The 18,683-nt window shown below is 40.4% G+C and carries 16 protein-coding genes; 7 read left to right on the forward strand and 9 right to left on the reverse strand.

The window, feature by feature from the left end; all coding sequences use genetic code 11:
- Window positions 1-293 precede the first annotated feature (293 nt).
- The 4 genes from I6E72_RS11915 to I6E72_RS11930 all read left to right on the forward strand — a co-directional run bounded on the left by I6E72_RS11915 (window position 294) and on the right by I6E72_RS11930 (window position 5,347).
- A complete protein-coding gene (locus I6E72_RS11915; RefSeq protein ID WP_197112417.1) occupies window positions 294-2,111 on the forward strand; it encodes an assimilatory sulfite reductase (NADPH) flavoprotein subunit in 1,818 nt (605 codons plus the stop codon).
- Between the two features lie 61 nt (window positions 2,112-2,172).
- Window positions 2,173-3,870, forward strand: a complete 1,698-nt coding sequence (cysI, locus tag I6E72_RS11920) for an assimilatory sulfite reductase (NADPH) hemoprotein subunit (RefSeq protein ID WP_007582193.1) — start codon at window positions 2,173-2,175, stop codon at window positions 3,868-3,870.
- A gap of 43 nt (window positions 3,871-3,913) precedes the next feature.
- Window positions 3,914-4,654, forward strand: a complete 741-nt coding sequence (locus I6E72_RS11925) for a phosphoadenylyl-sulfate reductase (protein WP_007582191.1) — start codon at window positions 3,914-3,916, stop codon at window positions 4,652-4,654.
- A gap of 144 nt (window positions 4,655-4,798) precedes the next feature.
- Window positions 4,799-5,347 (forward strand): DUF4124 domain-containing protein, encoded by a 549-nt coding sequence (locus I6E72_RS11930; RefSeq protein WP_010554783.1) that lies wholly within the window; start codon window positions 4,799-4,801, stop codon window positions 5,345-5,347.
- On the opposite strand, the gene I6E72_RS11935 is transcribed toward I6E72_RS11930, so the two are convergent.
- From I6E72_RS11935 to I6E72_RS11950, 4 genes are all read right to left on the reverse strand, one after another.
- Complete coding sequence (locus I6E72_RS11935; RefSeq protein ID WP_010554784.1) at window positions 5,348-5,602, reverse strand: hypothetical protein; 255 nt, start codon at window positions 5,600-5,602, stop codon at window positions 5,348-5,350.
- Window positions 5,603-6,005: 403 nt separating this feature from the next.
- Entirely contained in the window at window positions 6,006-8,750 is a 2,745-nt protein-coding gene (gene acnA, locus I6E72_RS11940; protein WP_010554785.1) for an aconitate hydratase AcnA, read from the reverse strand.
- 202 nt (window positions 8,751-8,952) lie between these two features.
- Window positions 8,953-9,381: a hypothetical protein gene (locus I6E72_RS11945; protein ID WP_165722250.1), complete on the reverse strand. Its 429-nt coding sequence runs from the start codon at window positions 9,379-9,381 to the stop codon at window positions 8,953-8,955.
- Window positions 9,382-9,482: 101 nt separating this feature from the next.
- Window positions 9,483-9,866, reverse strand: a complete 384-nt coding sequence (locus I6E72_RS11950; RefSeq protein WP_010554787.1) for an RNA-binding S4 domain-containing protein — start codon at window positions 9,864-9,866, stop codon at window positions 9,483-9,485.
- A 245-nt stretch (window positions 9,867-10,111) separates the two neighbouring features.
- Here I6E72_RS11950 and I6E72_RS11955 point away from each other — a divergent pair, with 245 nt between their 5' ends.
- Together I6E72_RS11955 and I6E72_RS11960 are read left to right on the forward strand one after the other, a co-directional pair.
- Window positions 10,112-10,399: a hypothetical protein gene (locus tag I6E72_RS11955; protein ID WP_007582180.1), complete on the forward strand. Its 288-nt coding sequence runs from the start codon at window positions 10,112-10,114 to the stop codon at window positions 10,397-10,399.
- Window positions 10,400-10,454: 55 nt separating this feature from the next.
- Window positions 10,455-11,120: a hypothetical protein gene (locus I6E72_RS11960; RefSeq protein ID WP_197102865.1), complete on the forward strand. Its 666-nt coding sequence runs from the start codon at window positions 10,455-10,457 to the stop codon at window positions 11,118-11,120.
- Window positions 11,121-11,129: 9 nt separating this feature from the next.
- Here I6E72_RS11960 and I6E72_RS11965 read toward each other — a convergent pair whose 3' ends face one another.
- From I6E72_RS11965 to glnA, 5 genes are all read right to left on the reverse strand, one after another.
- On the reverse strand, window positions 11,130-11,588 hold the full coding sequence (locus I6E72_RS11965; RefSeq protein WP_197112419.1) for a cyclic nucleotide-binding domain-containing protein: 459 nt from the start codon (window positions 11,586-11,588) through the stop codon (window positions 11,130-11,132).
- Window positions 11,589-11,617: 29 nt separating this feature from the next.
- Window positions 11,618-13,003, reverse strand: coding sequence for a nitrogen regulation protein NR(I) (gene ntrC, locus I6E72_RS11970; RefSeq protein ID WP_197102867.1), 1,386 nt, complete (start codon window positions 13,001-13,003; stop codon window positions 11,618-11,620).
- Window positions 13,004-13,017: 14 nt separating this feature from the next.
- Window positions 13,018-14,088 carry a nitrogen regulation protein NR(II) gene (glnL, locus tag I6E72_RS11975; RefSeq protein WP_007582173.1) on the reverse strand — a complete coding sequence of 357 codons (1,071 nt, stop codon included), beginning with the start codon at window positions 14,086-14,088 and terminating at the stop codon, window positions 13,018-13,020.
- Between the two features lie 82 nt (window positions 14,089-14,170).
- Window positions 14,171-14,692 carry a DUF4124 domain-containing protein gene (locus I6E72_RS11980; RefSeq protein ID WP_024589531.1) on the reverse strand — a complete coding sequence of 174 codons (522 nt, stop codon included), beginning with the start codon at window positions 14,690-14,692 and terminating at the stop codon, window positions 14,171-14,173.
- Window positions 14,693-14,805: 113 nt separating this feature from the next.
- Window positions 14,806-16,212, reverse strand: a complete 1,407-nt coding sequence (gene glnA, locus I6E72_RS11985) for a glutamate--ammonia ligase (protein ID WP_024589532.1) — start codon at window positions 16,210-16,212, stop codon at window positions 14,806-14,808.
- A gap of 507 nt (window positions 16,213-16,719) precedes the next feature.
- Here glnA and typA point away from each other — a divergent pair.
- The gene (gene typA / locus I6E72_RS11990) at window positions 16,720-18,543 is read left to right on the forward strand and encodes a translational GTPase TypA (protein ID WP_024589533.1); all 1,824 of its coding nucleotides are present in this window, start codon (window positions 16,720-16,722) and stop codon (window positions 18,541-18,543) included.
- Window positions 18,544-18,683 lie beyond the last annotated feature (140 nt).

Below are 18,683 nucleotides of genomic sequence, written 5' to 3' on the forward strand. Positions count from 1 at the left end.
ATTTTTATTTTGAATGAGGAATATACCCTACATTAGTTAGGTTACAAAATTGTTAATTTAAAGTGCCATAAAAGGCAACAATCGTCCTTTAATCTGTTTTTGAAGGTATTTTTATAAATTAATAACTAAATGGAATATCAAAGCAGATTCTATTCTTTTTTTATCTATGCAGAGCCCGTTATCCTACATACTTAGAAAACCTCAACAGATACGCTCTGGATGAGGTAAAACTCATTTTTAACAATACACAAAGTGTGTTGTGTTTAATTTTCAGGGTTATGGGGAATCGATTCATGTTGTTAGGTCAACTAAATGCTGCGGCAAGCCCGCTATCGCAAGATCAAGTACAAAAGCTGCAAGGTTTAGTGGCTGAACTTAATCCAATTCAACAAGCGTGGGTAAGTGGTTACTTAGCTGCAAATGCTAATTCGGCTGCGTTAGGCGCTCCTACTGCTGGCGTACCGGCGGCTGCGGGTGATGCAGCAGCGATAACTATTTTATATGGTTCGCAAACAGGTAACGCAAAAGGTGTAGCTACCAAAATGAAAGAGCAGGCTGAGTCGCGAGGCTTAGCCGTTAAGCTTGTTAGCATGTCAGATTACAAACCAACAGCCCTGAAAAAAGAAAAGTTTTTAACTATCGTTGTATCTACTTACGGCGAAGGTGAGCCACCAGAAGACGCAGAAACACTTCACGAATTTTTAGCCACTAAAAAAGCGCCAAAACTAGACGATGTAAAAATAGCGGTTATTGGCTTAGGTGATTCTAGCTATGAGTTTTTCTGCCAAACAGCAAAAGATTTTGAAGAGCGTTTAAATAAACTCGGTGCGCAAACCATATATCAACGTGCTGATTTAGATGTAGATTACGAAGATGAAGCTGCAACATGGATCGCCGGTGCCGTTGATGCATTCGAACCTGATTTAAAAGCGCAGCAAGAAGCCGCTGGTGGTCAAGTTGTATCAATGCCATTTGGCGCACCAACGACTGCTTCAAGCCAATATACAAAACAAAATCCATTTGAAGCAGAGCTATTAACAGTTCAAAAAATTACCGGTCGCGACTCGACTAAAGATGTACGCCACGTTGAAATTTCGCTTGAAGGTTCAGACATTACTTACACACCAGGCGATTCATTAGGTGTGTACTTTTTAAATGATGATGTATTAGTTGATGAAGTACTTACACTTACTCAAATAGATGCAACAAGCATTGTAAAAGTAGGTGATGAAGAGCTAAGCGTACGCGGCGCACTTATTGAAAAACTAGAGCTGACTCAGTCATACCCAGGTTTTGTAGAAAAATACGCAATAGCAACTGGTACGCCTGAATTATTAAAGCTTGTAGAAGATAAAGCCGCAATGCGTGCGTATATTGAACCTCGCCAAATATTTGATGTAATTCGCCAAAACCCTGCAAAAATTGATGCACAAACATTAGTAGATTGCCTACGTAAACTACAAGCTCGTTTGTACTCAATTGCATCTAGCCAAGCTGAGGTTGAAGACGAAGTACATTTAACACTAGGTCTAGTGCAGTTTGATGCATTTGATAGCGAGCATTTAGGTGGCTGTACTGGTTACTTAACTCGTCGTGCAGAAGAAGGTTGTAAAGTTAAAGTATTTAGCGAACACAACGACAATTTCCGCCTACCCACTAACGATGATACACCTGTGATTATGGTTGGTCCTGGTACGGGTATTGCGCCGTTTCGTGCATTTTTACAAGAACGTGATTCGCGTGAAGCGCAAGGCAAAAACTGGTTGTTTTTTGGTAACCCACATTTCACTCAAGATTTTTTATACCAAGTAGAAATACAGGGTTATTTAAAATCGGGTTTACTTAACAAAGTAGATGTTGCATTTAGCCGTGACCAAGCAGAAAAAGTATATGTGCAAGATAAGTTACGCAGTAATAGTAAAGACGTGTTTGAATGGTTAGAAGCCGGTGCTCACTTTTATATTTGTGGCGATGCAAATCGCATGGCAAAAGATGTACACAACGCCTTGCTTGATATTGTTAAAGAAAACACAGGCAAGAGCAATGAAGACGCAGAGCAATATTTAAAAGATTTGCGTAGCGCAAACCGCTATCAGAAAGACGTGTATTAATCACGTTTCTTATTTTATTTAACAGCTAGCAGCCGTCACTGTAACAAATTTAGGATTTAAAATGAGCGAACAAGATAAAAACGTAAAACTTTCTGATAACGAACGTTTGAAAAGAGAAAGTAACTTTTTACGTGGCACCATAGAAAAAGATTTAACAGACGAAATTACCGGTGGCTTTACAGCCGATAACTTTCAGCTAATTCGTTTTCATGGCATGTATCAGCAAGATGACCGCGATATACGTGGTGAGCGCGCTAAGCAAAAGCTAGAGCCGCTACATAATGTAATGTTACGTGCACGTATGCCTGGCGGTATTATTAAGCCAGAGCAGTGGTTAGCAATCGACAAGTTTGCAGATGACAAAACAAGCTACGGCAGCATTCGTTTAACAACGCGTCAAACGTTTCAGTTTCATGGTGTATTAAAGCCTAATATTAAAGGCATGCACCAAATGCTTGATAGCGTAGGTATAGACTCTATTGCTACCGCGGGTGACGTTAACCGTAACGTGCTTTGTACTACTAACCCCGTTGAGTCTGAGTTACACCAAGAAGCTTACGACTGGGCTGCAAAAATTTCTGAACATTTATTACCAAAAACGAAAGCGTATGCTGAAATTTGGCTAAATGGCGAAAAAGCAGAAACCACAGAAGAGCCAATTTTAGGATCTAACTACTTACCGCGTAAGTTTAAAACAACGGTAACTATCCCACCTAACAACGAAGTTGATGTGCACGCTAACGATTTAAACTTTGTGGCAATTGCTGATAACGGCAAGCTAGTTGGTTTTAACGTATTAGTGGGCGGTGGCCTTGCCATGACGCATGGCGATACAGCAACTTATCCGCGCAAAGCCGATGACTTTGGCTTTATTACGCTAGAAGATACCTTAAAAATTGCAGAGCATGTTGTATCTGTGCAGCGCGATTGGGGTAATCGTTCAAACCGTAAAAATGCAAAAACTAAATACACATTAGACCGTGTAGGTGTTGATGTATTTAAAGCAGAAGTTGAAAAGCGCTCAGGCGTTACGTTTGCACCAAGCCGTCCGTTTGAGTTTACTCATCGTGGCGACCGCATTGGTTGGGTTGAAGGCATTGATGGTAAGCACCACTTAACGCTATTTATTCAAAGTGGTCGTATTTTAGACTATCCAGGCAAGCCGCTTAAAACAGGTTGTCGTAAAATTGCAGAAGTTCACCAAGGTGACATGCGTATGACGGCAAACCAAAACTTAATTATTGCTGGCGTACCTGCAGATCAAAAAGCCGTAATTGAAGAAATTGCTCGTAGCCATGGCCTGATTGATGACACAGATTCGCAGCAGCGTAAAAATTCTATGGCGTGTGTTTCACTGCCAACGTGCCCACTTGCAATGGCCGAAGCAGAGCGTTACTTACCAAGCCTAGTAGAAAAAACTGAAGCATTACTTGCTAAGCACGGTATACCCGATGACAGCATTATTATGCGCGTTGTAGGTTGCCCGAACGGCTGTGGCCGCGCAATGCTTGCAGAAGCTGGTTTAGTGGGTAAAGGCCCAGGTAAATACAACGTTTACTTAGGTGGTAATTTAGAAGGTACACGTATTCCTAAATTGTACCTTGAGAACGTAGGCGAAGACGTTTACCTAGAAGCATTCGATAAGCTCATTGGCCAATGGGCGAGCGAGCGCAATGACGGTGAGTGTTTTGGTGACTTTGTTATACGCAAAGGCATTGTTGCTGAAGTAAAAGTATCAGTAACCGATTTTCACGCTTAATTAAATACCAGCGCTTTGGCGCTGGTGAGGTTTGGAATTTACCATGAGTGAATTTAAAAACATTTTACAGCTAGATAAACAAAGCCAAACGGCTATGTTAGCTGATGCTAATGGTTTACTAGCGAATATGAGCGCAGAACAGCGTGTTGCATGGGCGCTTGATAACTTGCCTAATACGGCTTTTTTATCATCTAGCTTTGGTATTCAAGCGGCAGTAATGCTGCATTTAATGACCTCACAACGTCCAGATATTCCCGTTGTATTAACCGATACAGGCTATTTGTTTCCTGAAACGTATCAGTTTATTGAGCAAATGAGTGAGCGTTTATCACTTAACTTAAAGGTGTATAGAGCGCCACTTAGCCCAGCATGGCAAGAGGCTAAATTTGGTAAACTATGGGAGAAAGGCGAAGACGGCATTAAGCAATATAATCAGCTTAATAAAGTAGAGCCGATGACCCGCGCGTTAAAAGAAATAGAAGCGGGCACGTGGTTTAGTGGTCTGCGTCGCGATCAATCATCTACACGTGCTGATAAACAGTTTGTAGAAATTAGCCGTGGTACCGTTAAAGTGTACCCGATTATTGAATGGTCTAACCGCGACGTGTATCAGTATCTTACCAAGCACGATTTACCTTACCACCCATTATGGGAGCAAGGTTATGTGTCTATGGGAGACGTACATACAACACGTAAGTTAGAACCAGGAATGACAGAGGAAGAAACTCGCTTTTTTGGTTTAAACCGAGAATGCGGACTACACATGGATGGTGACGGTATTTAACGCGACTACGGTGTAGTTAAATGCAAATAAAAACGCAGCTTCGGCTGCGTTTTTATTTTCTTTTATTAGGGTACAAAAAATTGCCTAATTAAGTGTTTTTTATTAGACTCAAGGCAATAAAGGATTAATTAAAGCAGGAACGCTATGAAATACTTTACCTACTTAGCTATATCAATCATGGCTATTGCAGTTATCTCTTTGTTTTATTTAAAAAAGCCCGATGGTCAAACATGGCTTTCTGCATCATCAATTAGCAGTGAATCTCAGCAAATTAAAGAAAAAATGGTTGCGCTATCTAGCAATACTTTGGACCAAGCAGTGCAGGGAGTTAAGCAAGCTGGCGATAAAATTGCGAGCAGTATTTCTGATGAACCAATGCCTGAAAGTACTACCTCAAGCAGCAAAATTTTTAAGTGGCAAGACGAAACAGGCCAATGGCACTTTTCTGATACACCTAACCCGCATGCAAAAAGTATTGAAGTAAAACTCGATCCTAAAGATATTACTGTTATTGCAGCAGAAGACACGTCTATTTTAAATACCTCTCCAAGTACAAATACAATGTCGGCTGCACCAGAGGGGATTAGTATTTTGAACCCAGACTCTGTTAAAAAGCTATTTAATGATGCCGAAAATGTAAAAGACAAACTAGAAAAACGTAATAAAGAAATTAATAATTTAAGTGCACTTTAATTATTTAGAGTGAGTACTTTTATGGTTTTTTAAATAACGTTTTTCGGCTTCCATCAATAATACGGTTAAATATATTTTAGTAGGAAGCGACAACAACACGCCTATAGCAATGCATGCCGCCGCTATAATTATTCCTTTAATACCATGATTAACAGTGAAGTAACTCGACACAATTAAAGTGTGGCCAGTCACGATAAGGCACAACCCAAGCACTATTGATGTTTTAAGCAGCCTAATTATCATTGTTTGCGACATAGTTACCTCACTAAGAGTAGCCCTAGGGCCTGTTTATCTTTCGAGGTTAAATTTGCAGCAGTGTGTTTGGTATTTAGGCAAGGCAGAGCCTATGTAGTGTGGTTATTCCCCATGAATAGGCGATAACGTGGAATAAATGCCAAACATGCGCTGCCCGAAGGGTTCTGCCTAGGGGCTATTTACTCTTTGTTGCTCGGTTTTTACTTAGCCCACTAGGTTACAAACCTCACGCCGCGATTAAATAGCCCCTAGGTTGAACAAATTTTAATCCTGAAAGGTCAACAGGCCCTAGTGTAGGCACGCTTTAAATGCTTAGCATTGATTTAAGACAACAAACAGCACACATAAAAAAGCCCAGCTTATTATTAAGCTGGGCTTTTAAATGTATTAACTACTGTCTTTGTTAGTCGAGCATATTACGCAGTACATATTGTAAAATACCGCCGTGTTTGTAGTAATCCCACTCTTTAGGGGTATCAATACGTACATCAGCACTCAAGGTTACTTTTTTACCTTCGGCATTTGTAGCAATAACGGTTACTTCATCGGTTTTATCGTACAGGCCATCAATATCAAATTGTTCTTGCCCTGTTAACCCATGTGACTCGTAGCTTTCACCTTCTTTAAATTGCAGAGGTAATACACCCATACCAATTAAGTTAGAGCGATGAATACGTTCATAGCTTTGTGCTACAACGGCTTTAACGCCTAATAAAAGTGAGCCTTTAGCAGCCCAGTCACGAGATGAACCCGTACCGTATTCCTTACCCGCTAAAATAATGAGTGGCGTATTATTTTTTTGATACTCCATTGCTGCATCATAAATACTCTCTAGCGTATCGCCAGGCTGAGTACGTGTTACGCCACCTTCAGTACCTGGAGCTAGTAAGTTTTTAAGACGCACATTAGCAAACGTACCACGCATCATTACTTCGTGATTACCACGGCGTGAACCGTACGAGTTAAACTGCGCTTTATCTACGCCATTTTCTTGCAAGTATAAACCTGCTGGTGCATCTGCTTTAATAGCACCTGCTGGAGAAATATGGTCAGTGGTTACTGAATCCCCAAGTTTAGCTAAACAACGTGCGCCTTCGATAGTGGGGATACCTGGTGGTTCTACTTTCATACCATCAAAAAATGGTGCTTTTTTAATGTAGGTAGATGCGTCATCCCAATCGTAAAGTTTGCCATCGGGTATTTTAATTTGCTGCCAGCGGCTATCGCCTTCGTAAACGTTAGCGTAGCTTTTTTCGAACATTTCTTTAGTTACTGTTTCTTTAACTAGGTCACTTACTTCTTTAACGCTTGGCCAAATGTTTTTAAGGTAAATATCATTACCGTTAGCATCTTGAGCAAGGGGTTCGTTGTATACGTCAATATCGGTTCTACCTGCAATGGCATAAGCTACAACAAGCGGAGGAGAGGCTAAAAAGTTCATTTTAACATCTTGGTGAATACGCCCTTCAAAGTTACGGTTACCCGATAAAATAGAGCTCACTACTAATTTATGTTTTTGAATTGCGTCTGATATTTCAGTTGCAAGCGGCCCTGAGTTACCAATACACGTAGTACAGCCGTAGCCAACTAAGTTAAAGCCTAGGCTTTCTAGGTCATCCATCAGGCCTGCTTTTTCTAGGTAGTCGGTAACTACTTTAGAGCCTGGTGCAAGTGATGTTTTAACCCAAGGTTTTACATTAATGCCTAACTGTTTTGCTTTTTTGGCAACCAAACCAGCAGCTAAAATAACACTTGGGTTAGAAGTATTAGTACAGCTGGTAATTGCGGCAATAACACAAGCGCCATCGTTTAACTCAAACTCTTGCCCTTTAAATTTAACCTTGGCGGCGCCCATAAACTGCGCTTCGTTAACTGGTTCATCTGGATTTGTTGTTGGCCCTTCACTTTCAATACGAGCTTGTTCTTCGTCGCTATTATCACGACGAGCCATACGTTCATCTTGAAAGTTTTTTAAATGCTGGCTAATCACTTCACCAGCCTTGTCTAGGGAAATTCTATCCTGTGGTCGTTTAGGGCCTGCAAGGCTTGGTACAACATCACCTAGTTTAAGCTCGAGTGTATCGGTATAGCTAGCTTCGTCACCATCGTTACGCCATAAACCTTGGTGTTTTGCGTAATCCTCAATTACCTTTAGGTGACTTTCGTCGCGGTTTGTTAAGCGAAGGTAGTTAATGGTTTCATCATCAATTGGGAAAATACCACACGTAGCGCCGTATTCAGGTGCCATATTCGCTATGGTTGCTCTATCGGCAAGTGGTAAGTCGGCAAGGCCATCACCATAAAACTCTACAAATTTACCCACTACACCATGGTTACGCAGTATTTCTGTTACCGTTAATACTAAATCTGTAGCGGTAGTACCTTCAGGTAAGCGGCCACTTAGCTTCATACCGACTACTTGTGGAATGAGTAAGCTAATTGGCTGACCAAGCATGGCTGCTTCAGCTTCAATACCGCCTACACCCCAACCAAGCACACCTAAGCCATTAATCATGGTGGTGTGAGAGTCAGTCCCTACAAGCGTATCTGGGTAAGCGAATTTTTTGCCGTCGCGCTCTTCATTAAAAACAACGCGCGCTAAGTATTCTAGGTTTACTTGGTGAACAATACCGGTTGCTGGTGGCACTACTTTTAAATTATCAAAAGCGGTTTGTCCCCAACGTAAAAATTCATAACGTTCTTTATTTCGGTCGTATTCAAGTTTTGCATTTAAATCAAATGCACCATCATTTCCGTAGCCATCTACTTGTACCGAATGATCAATAACAAGTTCAGCAGGTGATAACGGGTTTATTTTTGCAGGATCACCACCTAGTTTTTCCATTGCGTCACGCATCGCGGCTAAATCTACAATAGCGGGTACACCGGTAAAATCTTGCATAACAACACGGGCGGGAGTAAAGGCAACTTCAGATGCAGGCTTTGCTTGAGGATCCCAATTAAGAAGGGCTTGAATATCTTGTTCTTTTATATTTGCGCCATCTTCGTTACGAAGAAGGTTTTCAAGTAATACTTTTAAGGAAAAGGGCAGTCGTTTCGCTTTGTCGCCAAGTCCTTTTAGAGAATGAATATGATATTGCTCACCATTTATTGTGAGCTGATGTTGGGTATCGAAACTATTATTCATTATTTGCCCCTTTATGAATTAGAAAAATATTTTGAAGAGTGACCTCTGTAGTGTTCGAGTTGCAAAGTACATACCAGTGTAAAAAATCGTGTTTAGAGAACGAATTTTATACAGTTAATATAGTAGAGATGATGCTGAAAAGTTTAATTTCAAGAGATGATTTGAAAGAGGTAGGGTCAAAAGTTATTTCAACCCTTATTAATTACTGTAACCAACCTTGTTGCTTACCTTTAATACTCAAACAAAGTAAAGCGATGGCAATAACGATTACAAAAATAGGCATAAATACAGCACTTGCGCCAAGTAGCTCAATACTGTTTATGACCACAAAATTATAATATTGCTGAATTAAAATAGCGCCGAGCGATAGCGCAAAAGTAGGTGTTGCCAGCGCGTTTTTAGCAAGTAAAAACAGACAACCAAAAGTGCTTCCAAATACAGCTATAGCAAATGAAATGGTTGACCAAATAGGAACGTTAGAGTAGGCAGCTTGTTGATCTAGCGGAAGTTTACCTATCATTTCGGGTGTCATCATCATGTGCATAGCAAATGCAATAACGCCAAGTAAGTTCCATACGAGTGCCGCCCATACAACGGGCTTAAACCAATTTTTAGGTGTTTTAACAGACATTTTATAACCTTGTTTTTATTATTATTAACTAGGTTATTAAAGAGTAAAAAGGCCAACTATACAAGTTGACCTTTTTATATAAAAAGAGGGCTTTTAAATGCTTAACCAAATGAAATAGGTCGACGACCTGTTTTATCATCTACTTTTGGTTTTTTAGTTCGCTTACGCTTACTTTTAGCTGGCTGATTTGTTGGTTGTGGTGCAGCTTGCTTTGACTCTGCTTGAGTTTGTACCGCAGGTTTTTCTGCAGGGGTTGCATCTTCACTTAGCGCAAGTTTAAAAAATTCACCATCAAATTCTAATACATCGCCACTGTATAATTTTTTCCGCTTTATTGTACAAATTTCATGGTTAACACCCACATAGCCTTCGGTAATTAGGTTTTTAGCTTGGCCGCCACCTTCAACTAAGTTTAGTACTTTTAATAATTTACAGAGCTCAATCGGCTCTTCTTCTAATTCTATTTCTATGTATTCTTCGTTCATATTTGCTCTCGGTGGGGTAACGCACAGGCTGTAGTATAAAGGCTTGCAGCTACTTTTGCACCAAAGCAAGTGACTTTCGCTAATTGTAATACGTAAATAGCTATGAAATTTTTTATGTATTTTATCTGTCTTTAAAAAAACTGAAGCAATTGAAGAGTAACCTTTGCAGCAGTTAATTTTACGTGTGGCCTGCTAATTGCTAAAACTTTGGCGGATTAAATAGTTTTCATTAAATGGAGTAGGAAATGGGCGTAAGATTGGCAATGAAAAAAGAGCTAATGGGATTAGACAATTCAGGTATGTTAACTGCTGACGATGTTAGAGAGCACCTTGCTAATTCTGTAAAAAAGCAAGCTGATCAAGATGAGCGCGGTTTTTCTGTAATTTCAAAGTTCAATGATACCCATAGCCGTTTAGTTAGTGGCGATGCCACGAGAAAAACAAAACTCGAGTTTGAACGACATCGTTTATTTAAAGAAGTTTTATATACTCGAAAAAGTGTTGATGCTTGGTTAGATAGCCAAACCAATTAAATTGCTATAAATAGTTACCTTTAATAGACTACAAGCGTAATCAAAAGGGGTAACTATGAAAAATGGAATTTTAATGTGTGTGTTGGCATTACCATTAGCTGCGTGCCAACAACCTACCGTGTATGTATTTAGTGAAAACTTGCAAGATGAACAGAGCAATCAGCTCGATGCTGCGCTAAAAGCACAATCGCTCCCTTATGAATATGTACCGCTGGCAATCCCATCAGAGTTTGGTGAGGCTACATTACTCTTATCAAGTGACAAAATTTACCCAAAAGAGACTGAGCAGTTAGCTACTATTATGCAGGGGCTAGGTTACGAGCCACAAGTTAACTATACAACGCGTTCAAATCATTTTTATGGTGATGGCAATATAGGCTTTTATCTAAAAAATGCAGTGGCGGGTACAACCTTTGTTATGCCTAAAAAGTTACGAACAACTCAATGCAGCGAAGACAAGTACAATGATTTACTCGTCACATTTACAGATAAATATGCTGACTTTACCTTACCCAGTGGCGCTGTTGTAAGGTTAGGTTGGGAGTTTTTGTACGGTTACGTTGTCATTTATTACAAAAATTATTCGCAAACATACAGTCACTCACAACCATTTATAAATACGCCCTTTGGCGCCAAACCATCCGATACTTACAGGTTTACAGCTCACGTTAATAACCCCAGCTGGCTTGATTGCTCACTACAAATTGTTTATATGGACTGAGTGATAGAGTTAATCGTGAGTTTCTATATGCTCGCTAAGTTTTGCAATACGCAGACTCATACCTTCTATAATTCGGTCTTTAATTTTTTCGCGGATAACATTAGGTAAGCGGGTGAGTGCTTCAGGGGTAATGGCAAGTACTATGGTGTCGGTTTTAGCGCGAGCACTGGTACTGCGCTCTCGGTTATTTATAAAGGCACCTTCACCTATAAATTCACCGGGCTCAATAGTGCCAAGTTCTAGCAAATGGTTATGCTTAAATACCAGTAAAGCGCCGCTAAGTACAATGTACAAACGTTTGTCGTTATCGTATTGCTTAAATAAAAATTGATGCTGGCTTACTAAATACAACAGGCCGAACGACTCTAATAAGACTTGGCGCTCGCTGAGCGTAAATTCTTTAAAAAAGTGCAGCCTGTTTATTATTTCCATTTGTTTGAATAATGGAATATGTTCGATTAGCTTCATCAATAACCAAATGTGTTAAAAGCGTTTAATCAGCTAATATTGCGCTCTTTTAATTTTCGGGTCAACGTGTTGCGTCCCCAACCAATTTTTATAGCAGCATCTTGCTTATGACCAGAACAATTAGCCAGTGCGGTTTTAATTAAGCGAGTTTCTAGCTGGGCTTGAATGTCAGGCCAAATATTTTCTTTGCCTTTTTTTAGCTCTTGATTAAGCCATTGTTGAAACGCATCTAACCAATCACCTTCTTCTTGGGTTGGTGAAGCATCCAGAATCTCCGGCGGTAAGTCTTGCTCGCTTACAAGCTCACCCGGTGCCATAACTGTCAGCCAGCGACACGTGTTTTCTAATTGGCGTACATTGCCTGGCCAATTAAATAAACGTAATTGCTCTGTTGCCTTAGGGCTCAGCACTTTGCTTTCTACTTGTAGCTCTTTAGCGCTTTTATGTAAAAAATGTTGCGATAAGCTTTCTATATCTTCAGTGCGTTCTCGAAGAGCGGGTAAACGTAGGCGCACAACATTAAGACGATGAAATAAATCATCCCTAAATTTGCCCTGTTTAACTAAATCTTCAAGGTTTTGGTGCGTAGCTGCAATAATGCGTACGTCCACTTTTATACTTTGATGGCCACCAACGCGATAAAACTCACCATCGGCAAGAACGCGTAATAAACGTGTTTGTACATCAAGTGGCATATCACCAATTTCATCTAAAAATAGTGTGCCGCCATTGGCTTGCTCAAAACGGCCTTTACGCACGCTGTCGGCGCCCGTAAATGCGCCTTTTTCGTGGCCAAATAACTCTGACTCAACAAGCTCTTTTGGAATGGCTGCCATGTTAAGTGCAATAAATTGGTTTTCTTTACGTGGGCTATGATTGTGCAAAGCACTGGCGACAAGTTCTTTACCTGTTCCAGATTCACCATTTATTAATACGCTCATGCTAGAAGCCGATAGTTTACCTATCGCTCTAAACACTTCTTGCATTGCGGGCGCTTCACCAATTATGTGGGCACTTTTTGGTGGAGCTTGCTTGCGCTTAGTTTTTTTAGTGGAGTTTGCTCTGCATGCGCTTTCGACTAGCGCCACTGCTTCGTTTAAATCAAACGGCTTAGCGAGGTATTCAAAAGCACCTTTTTGGAATGCATTTACAGCTGAGTCTAAATCTGAGTGCGCAGTCATTATAATAACCGGCAGCCCAGGGTTTTGCTCCGCAATAAGTTCAAGCAACGCCATACCATCCATACCAGGCATTCGTACGTCAGAAACTAAAACAGTAGGTTGGCTAAACTTTAGGGCGCTTAGTACATCTTGCGCATTAGCAAAGCTCTCTGTGTTAAACCCTGCACGGGTTAGTGCTTTTTCAAGTACAAATCGAATAGAAGCATCATCATCTACAAGCCAAACTGTTTTCATGCAAACTCCAAACATTAATCTGCAAAGGGCAGATAGATATTAAATTCAGTATGTCCAGGCCAGCTATCACATTCTATATAGCCATCATGTTGATCTATCAGTGTTTGCGCTATTGAGAGTCCTAACCCAGAGCCACCTTCTTTATTGGTGATCATAGGGTAGAACAGTGTTTCGCGTACACTGGGATCAATACCTGGTCCGTTATCAGATATTTGGATCAACAAGGCTTTTTTAGGTGCTTTACCTGGGCGACGATGCTGATGATTAATGCGGGTTTTTATTGTTATTTCACCGCCATCTACAAGCGCCTGTTGGGCATTTCGAACAATGTTTAATACCACTTGCTGAATTTTGCCTTGATCAATGTATACATCAGGAATACTTGGGTCGTAATCTTTAACTAAGCTAATGTTAGAACAATTATCTAACGTACTTAGCCTTGCAACTGATTCAAGTGATTGATGTATATTGCCATACGATTTTTGCGGAAGTTGATTGGGCCCCAAAAGCCTATCTACTAGTTCGCGTAATCGGTCGGCTTGCTCAATGATGAGCTCAGCACATTGATCTCTTTCTTGTTGATCAACCTCATACTGCAATAACTGCGCCGCTCCGCGAATTCCACCTAAAGGATTTTTAATTTCGTGAGCTAAGCCTCTAATTAGGTTTCGGGCAGCTTGATATTGATGCATTTGATTAGACGCTTGGTCGTGCTTAATTTCGTCATCGGTTTGGCGCCACTCAAATAAAATATAAAGCGAGCCATTAAACTTAATTTGTCGTGTACTTACGGCTACTTTTGCATGGCGAGAATCGCTAAAAACCACGTCAGCTCTATGCTGCTGGCAATCTACGCCTTCAACTAATGAGTATTGTTCTATACGCTGTAAATCGATTGAATGGTAGTTAAAAAGGCTATCAAACGGTTGTTCTAACAAGCGCTTATTACCAAGGCCAAGCAGCTCGCTGGTACTGGTGTTGGCATATACAACGGTGAAGTTTTTATCAAGTAGCATGATAGCGGTTGTTTGATTTTGCCAAATGGCATCGAGTAGCTCAGGGCTAAAGTTTTTATTATTAATCATAGCTGCACCATTTTAGTGCGTGGATGTTTGCAAGCAAGTTATATGGTTAAATACACTGCTGCACGTTTAGTAATGCCCCAATTTAGTTACCTAGGTTTAGCCCTTTTCGGTGCATAAAAAATATGCAGGGTTCGCTTGTAGCAATAACTTGGTTTTTACTATTAAAAAGCTTTAATTGTAGTGTGTGCTGACCACGTTCTACATCTCTAATTGCAAAGGTTGAGCTGTCACTGGCTGGGCCGTGTGCTTTACCATCAATAAAAAGTTGTATAGTAAAACCAGTTTCAAAGCGTGGTTTTATTCGGCTAGTTACATAAACAGTGCCGGTATTTTCACGAATAGTCTGGTTATGATCAGGTGAGGAAATAGCAATACTAAAGGCCGCTTGTTGAGGCTGAGGTTGCTCGTCAAAAATGTCAGTATTTGTTGCAGGCATATTAAGATCTTGGCTGGTGAGCTTTACCTCTTGGGCCCCTTTATGAGGGGTGTCTGAGAACACTAATACGCCATTTTTATCTTTCCAAGCGTATATTTTTGTTTCACCGGCATAACCATAATTACTTAATCCTAAAGTAATTAATAGTAATAAAATCTTGTTATTCACTCTGCAGCCCTGCATTTTTATCGGTAACTTAACTTTAGTGGAGATTGACTAATTTTACCATTAAAAAAGCCCGCAAAGCGGGCTTGAGAACACACATATTTTTTACAGCTTAATTAACAGCTGTAGTACATTTCAAACTCAACTGGGTGAGTTGTCATGTTAAGCTTTTCAACTTCTTTAGACTTAAGTTCGATGTAAGCATCGATTAAGTCATCAGTGAATACGCCACCTTGAGTTAAGAATTCACGGTCTGCGCTAAGTGCAGATAGTGCTTCGTCAAGTGATGCTGCAACAGTTGGAATTTCTGCTGCTTCTTCAGCTGGTAAGTCGTATAAATCTTTATCCATAGCATCGCCAGGATGGATCTTGTTTTTGATACCATCAAGGCCAGCCATAAGCATTGCTGAGAAAGCAAGGTATGGGTTAGCAGTTGGATCCGGGAAGCGTACTTCAATACGACGACCTTTTTCAGATGGAACCACTGGGATACGGATTGATGCAGAACGGTTACGTGCAGAGTATGCAAGCATAACTGGTGCTTCAAAACCTGGTACTAAACGTTTGTACGAGTTAGTAGACGCATTTGCAAAAGCGTTAATTGCTTTAGCATGCTTGATGATGCCGCCAATGTAGTAAAGTGCATCTTCAGAAAGACCGCCGTACTTATCACCAGCAAAAAGGTTTACACCATCTTTAGCAAGTGACTGGTGACAATGCATACCAGAACCGTTATCACCAACAACTGGCTTAGGCATAAACGTTGCTGTTTTACCGTATAAGTGAGCCATGTTATGGATAACATATTTCATTTCTTGAATTTCATCCGCTTTTAATACCATTGTATTAAAGCGAGTAGCGATTTCGTTTTGACCTGCTGTTGCTACTTCGTGGTGATGTGCTTCTACTACTTGGCCCATTTCTTCTAGAACTAGACACGTAGCTGAACGCCAATCTTGGAAGTCATCAACTGGAGCAACTGGGAAGTAACCGCCTTTAACACCTGGACGATGACCAGTGTTGCCATCTGCATATTCTTTATCTGAGTTCCAAGCAGCTTGCTTAGAATCAATTTTGTACATAGATCCAGACATATCTGATTTGTATTTAACATCGTCAAATACGAAAAATTCTGGCTCAGGGCCAAATAAAACAGTGTCTGCAATGCCTGTAGATTTCATGTAATCTTCAGCGCGCTTAGCAACAGAACGCGGGTCGCGCTCATAGCCTTGTAGTGTAGAAGGCTCTACTACGTCACAACGTAAAATTAATGTCGCTTCTTCAGTGAAAGGGTCTAGTTTGATTGACTCAGGAACTGGCATTAATACCATGTCTGATTCGTTTATGCCTTTCCAGCCTGCAATTGAAGAACCGTCGAACATTTTACCGTCTTCGAAAAAATCTTCATCAACTTGGTGATGAGGGATCGATACATGTTGTTCTTTACCCTTAGTGTCAGTAAAGCGTAAATCAATGAACTTGACGTCATTTTCTTTAATAAAATCTAAAACCGATTGTGACATGTGTCCTCCAACTATTGGGTTTTGTTATTGCTGCATAATTGCTTTGGTATTTACTAAGCTGATTTTGTGCCATTATTGTAACTGGCTGTTTATAAATTAAAAAAATATCATTGCATCAAAATGGAATATACAAACGCACCATGTTGGTGCGTAAATATTCCATTTCGGTGCAAAATTTACAGAGCGTAATTTGTTGTTAATTTAATCAGCTGAAATTAGCATAACCTAAATGCAAAAGAGTAACAAAAAGATCGGAAAAATAGTCAAAAAGGCTGTTTTTCAAAAAAATATTGAAATTTAATTCATATAATTGTCATATATAAAACAGATACTTAGTAAAAGTATTGAGAAAGTTTTAAAATATGTATTGGATAAACTTTCATCCATGTCATTAATGAGGGATAATATGCGCCCTTTTAAATCCTATGCTGGGACATCTCGCGAAAGCGTGGATGAGTGCGTAGATCTTGCAGGATCATTGAGAATTTAATTTCTCTGAGTAAATATATGAGCATCGAAAAGTTAAGAAATATAGCGATTATCGCGCACGTTGACCACGGTAAAACAACTCTGGTTGACAAACTACTTGAGCAATCAGGTACATTAGAAACACGCGGCGGTAACGAAGAGCGCGTGATGGACTCAAACGACATTGAGAAAGAACGTGGTATTACCATTTTGGCTAAAAACACAGCCATCTCTTGGAACGACTACCATATCAATATCGTAGATACTCCGGGACACGCCGATTTCGGTGGTGAAGTTGAACGCGTACTTTCGATGGCTGACTCAGTATTATTACTTGTTGATGCTCAAGAAGGTCCAATGCCACAAACGCGTTTCGTTACGCAAAAGGCATTCGCGCAAGGCTTAAAGCCAATCGTAGTTATCAATAAAATTGATAAGCCAGGTTCACGTCCTGATTGGGTTATGGATCAAATCTTTGATTTATTCGACAACCTTGGCGCAACTGACGAACAGTTAGATTTTAAAGTAATCTACGCTTCAGCTATCAACGGCTGGGCAACACTAGATTTAGACGAGCCATCAGACAACATGGAACCTATGTTCAAGATGATCGTTGACGAAGTATCACCACCGGATGCAGATCCTGAAGGTGACTTCCAAATGCAAATTTCTCAACTAGATTACAACTCTTATGTTGGTGTAGTTGGTATTGGTCGTATTAAACGTGGTTCTGTTGCTCCTAACCAACAAGTTACTATTATCAGTGCTGATGGCACTACACGTAATGGTAAAATTGGCGCAGTACAAAGCTACCTAGGTCTTGAACGTATCGAAACTGATAGAGCTTACGCTGGTAACATCGTAACTGTAACAGGTATTGGTGAGCTTAAGATTTCTGATACAGTTTGTTTCCCAGGAAACGTTGAAGCATTACCACCACTAAGTGTTGATGAGCCAACTGTAACAATGACATTCTCTGTAAATAACTCACCTTTCTGTGGTAAAGAAGGTAAGTTTGTAACGTCACGTAATATCCGTGAACGTTTAGACAAAGAATTAGTACACAACGTAGCACTTCGCGTTGAAGATACTGGTAGCCCAGATAGCTTCCGTGTTTCTGGTCGTGGTGAATTACACCTAGGTATCTTAATCGAGAACATGCGTCGTGAAGGTTACGAGCTTTCAGTTTCTCGTCCGGAAGTTATCTTACGTACTGTAGATGGCGTTCTAGAAGAACCGTTTGAAACAGTTACTATTGACTGTCAAGACGAGCATCAGGGTTCTGTTATGGAACAAGTTGGCCTACGTAAAGGTGAGCTTACTAACATGACTCCAGATGGCAAAGGCCGTATGCGTTTAGATTTCATGATCCCTAGCCGTGGTTTAATTGGTTTCCAAACTGATTTCATGACGCTTACTTCGGGTTCTGGTCTTATGTACCATACGTTCGATCATTACGGTCCTCACAAAGGTGGCGACATCGGTGTTCGTAAGAACGGCGTAATGATTGCAAATGCAACTGGTAAAGCACTTACTAACGCATTATTCAACTTACAAGAACGCGGCCGTTTATTCATCGGTCACGGTGTTGAAGTATACGAAGGTATGGTTATCGGTATTCATAACCGTGATAACGACCTTACAGTTAACGCCCTTAAAGGCAAGCAGTTAACTAACGTACGTGCATCTGGTACTGATGAAGCGCAAACGCTTTCTCCACACCTTAACTACTCACTTGAGCAAGCGCTTGAGTTCATCGATGATGACGAGCTAGTTGAAGTAACTCCACTAAACATTCGTATTCGTAAGCGTTACCTTACAGAAAACGAACGTAAACGTGCAGGTCGTGGACCTAAAGCATAATCTATTAATTTAGAATTATGATTTTAAAAGCCGCTGTATTGAAAAATACAGCGGCTTTTTTGTGTTTTGAAAACAAGAGCTGTAGGCTATAAGTCGTCAGCTGACAGTATTTAGCTCAAAATTACATAGCTACTGTTTTG

It is taken from the genome of Pseudoalteromonas sp. NSLLW24 (genome assembly GCF_015864725.1).
In the GTDB taxonomy this organism is placed as follows: Bacteria; Pseudomonadota; Gammaproteobacteria; order Enterobacterales; family Alteromonadaceae; genus Pseudoalteromonas; species Pseudoalteromonas arctica.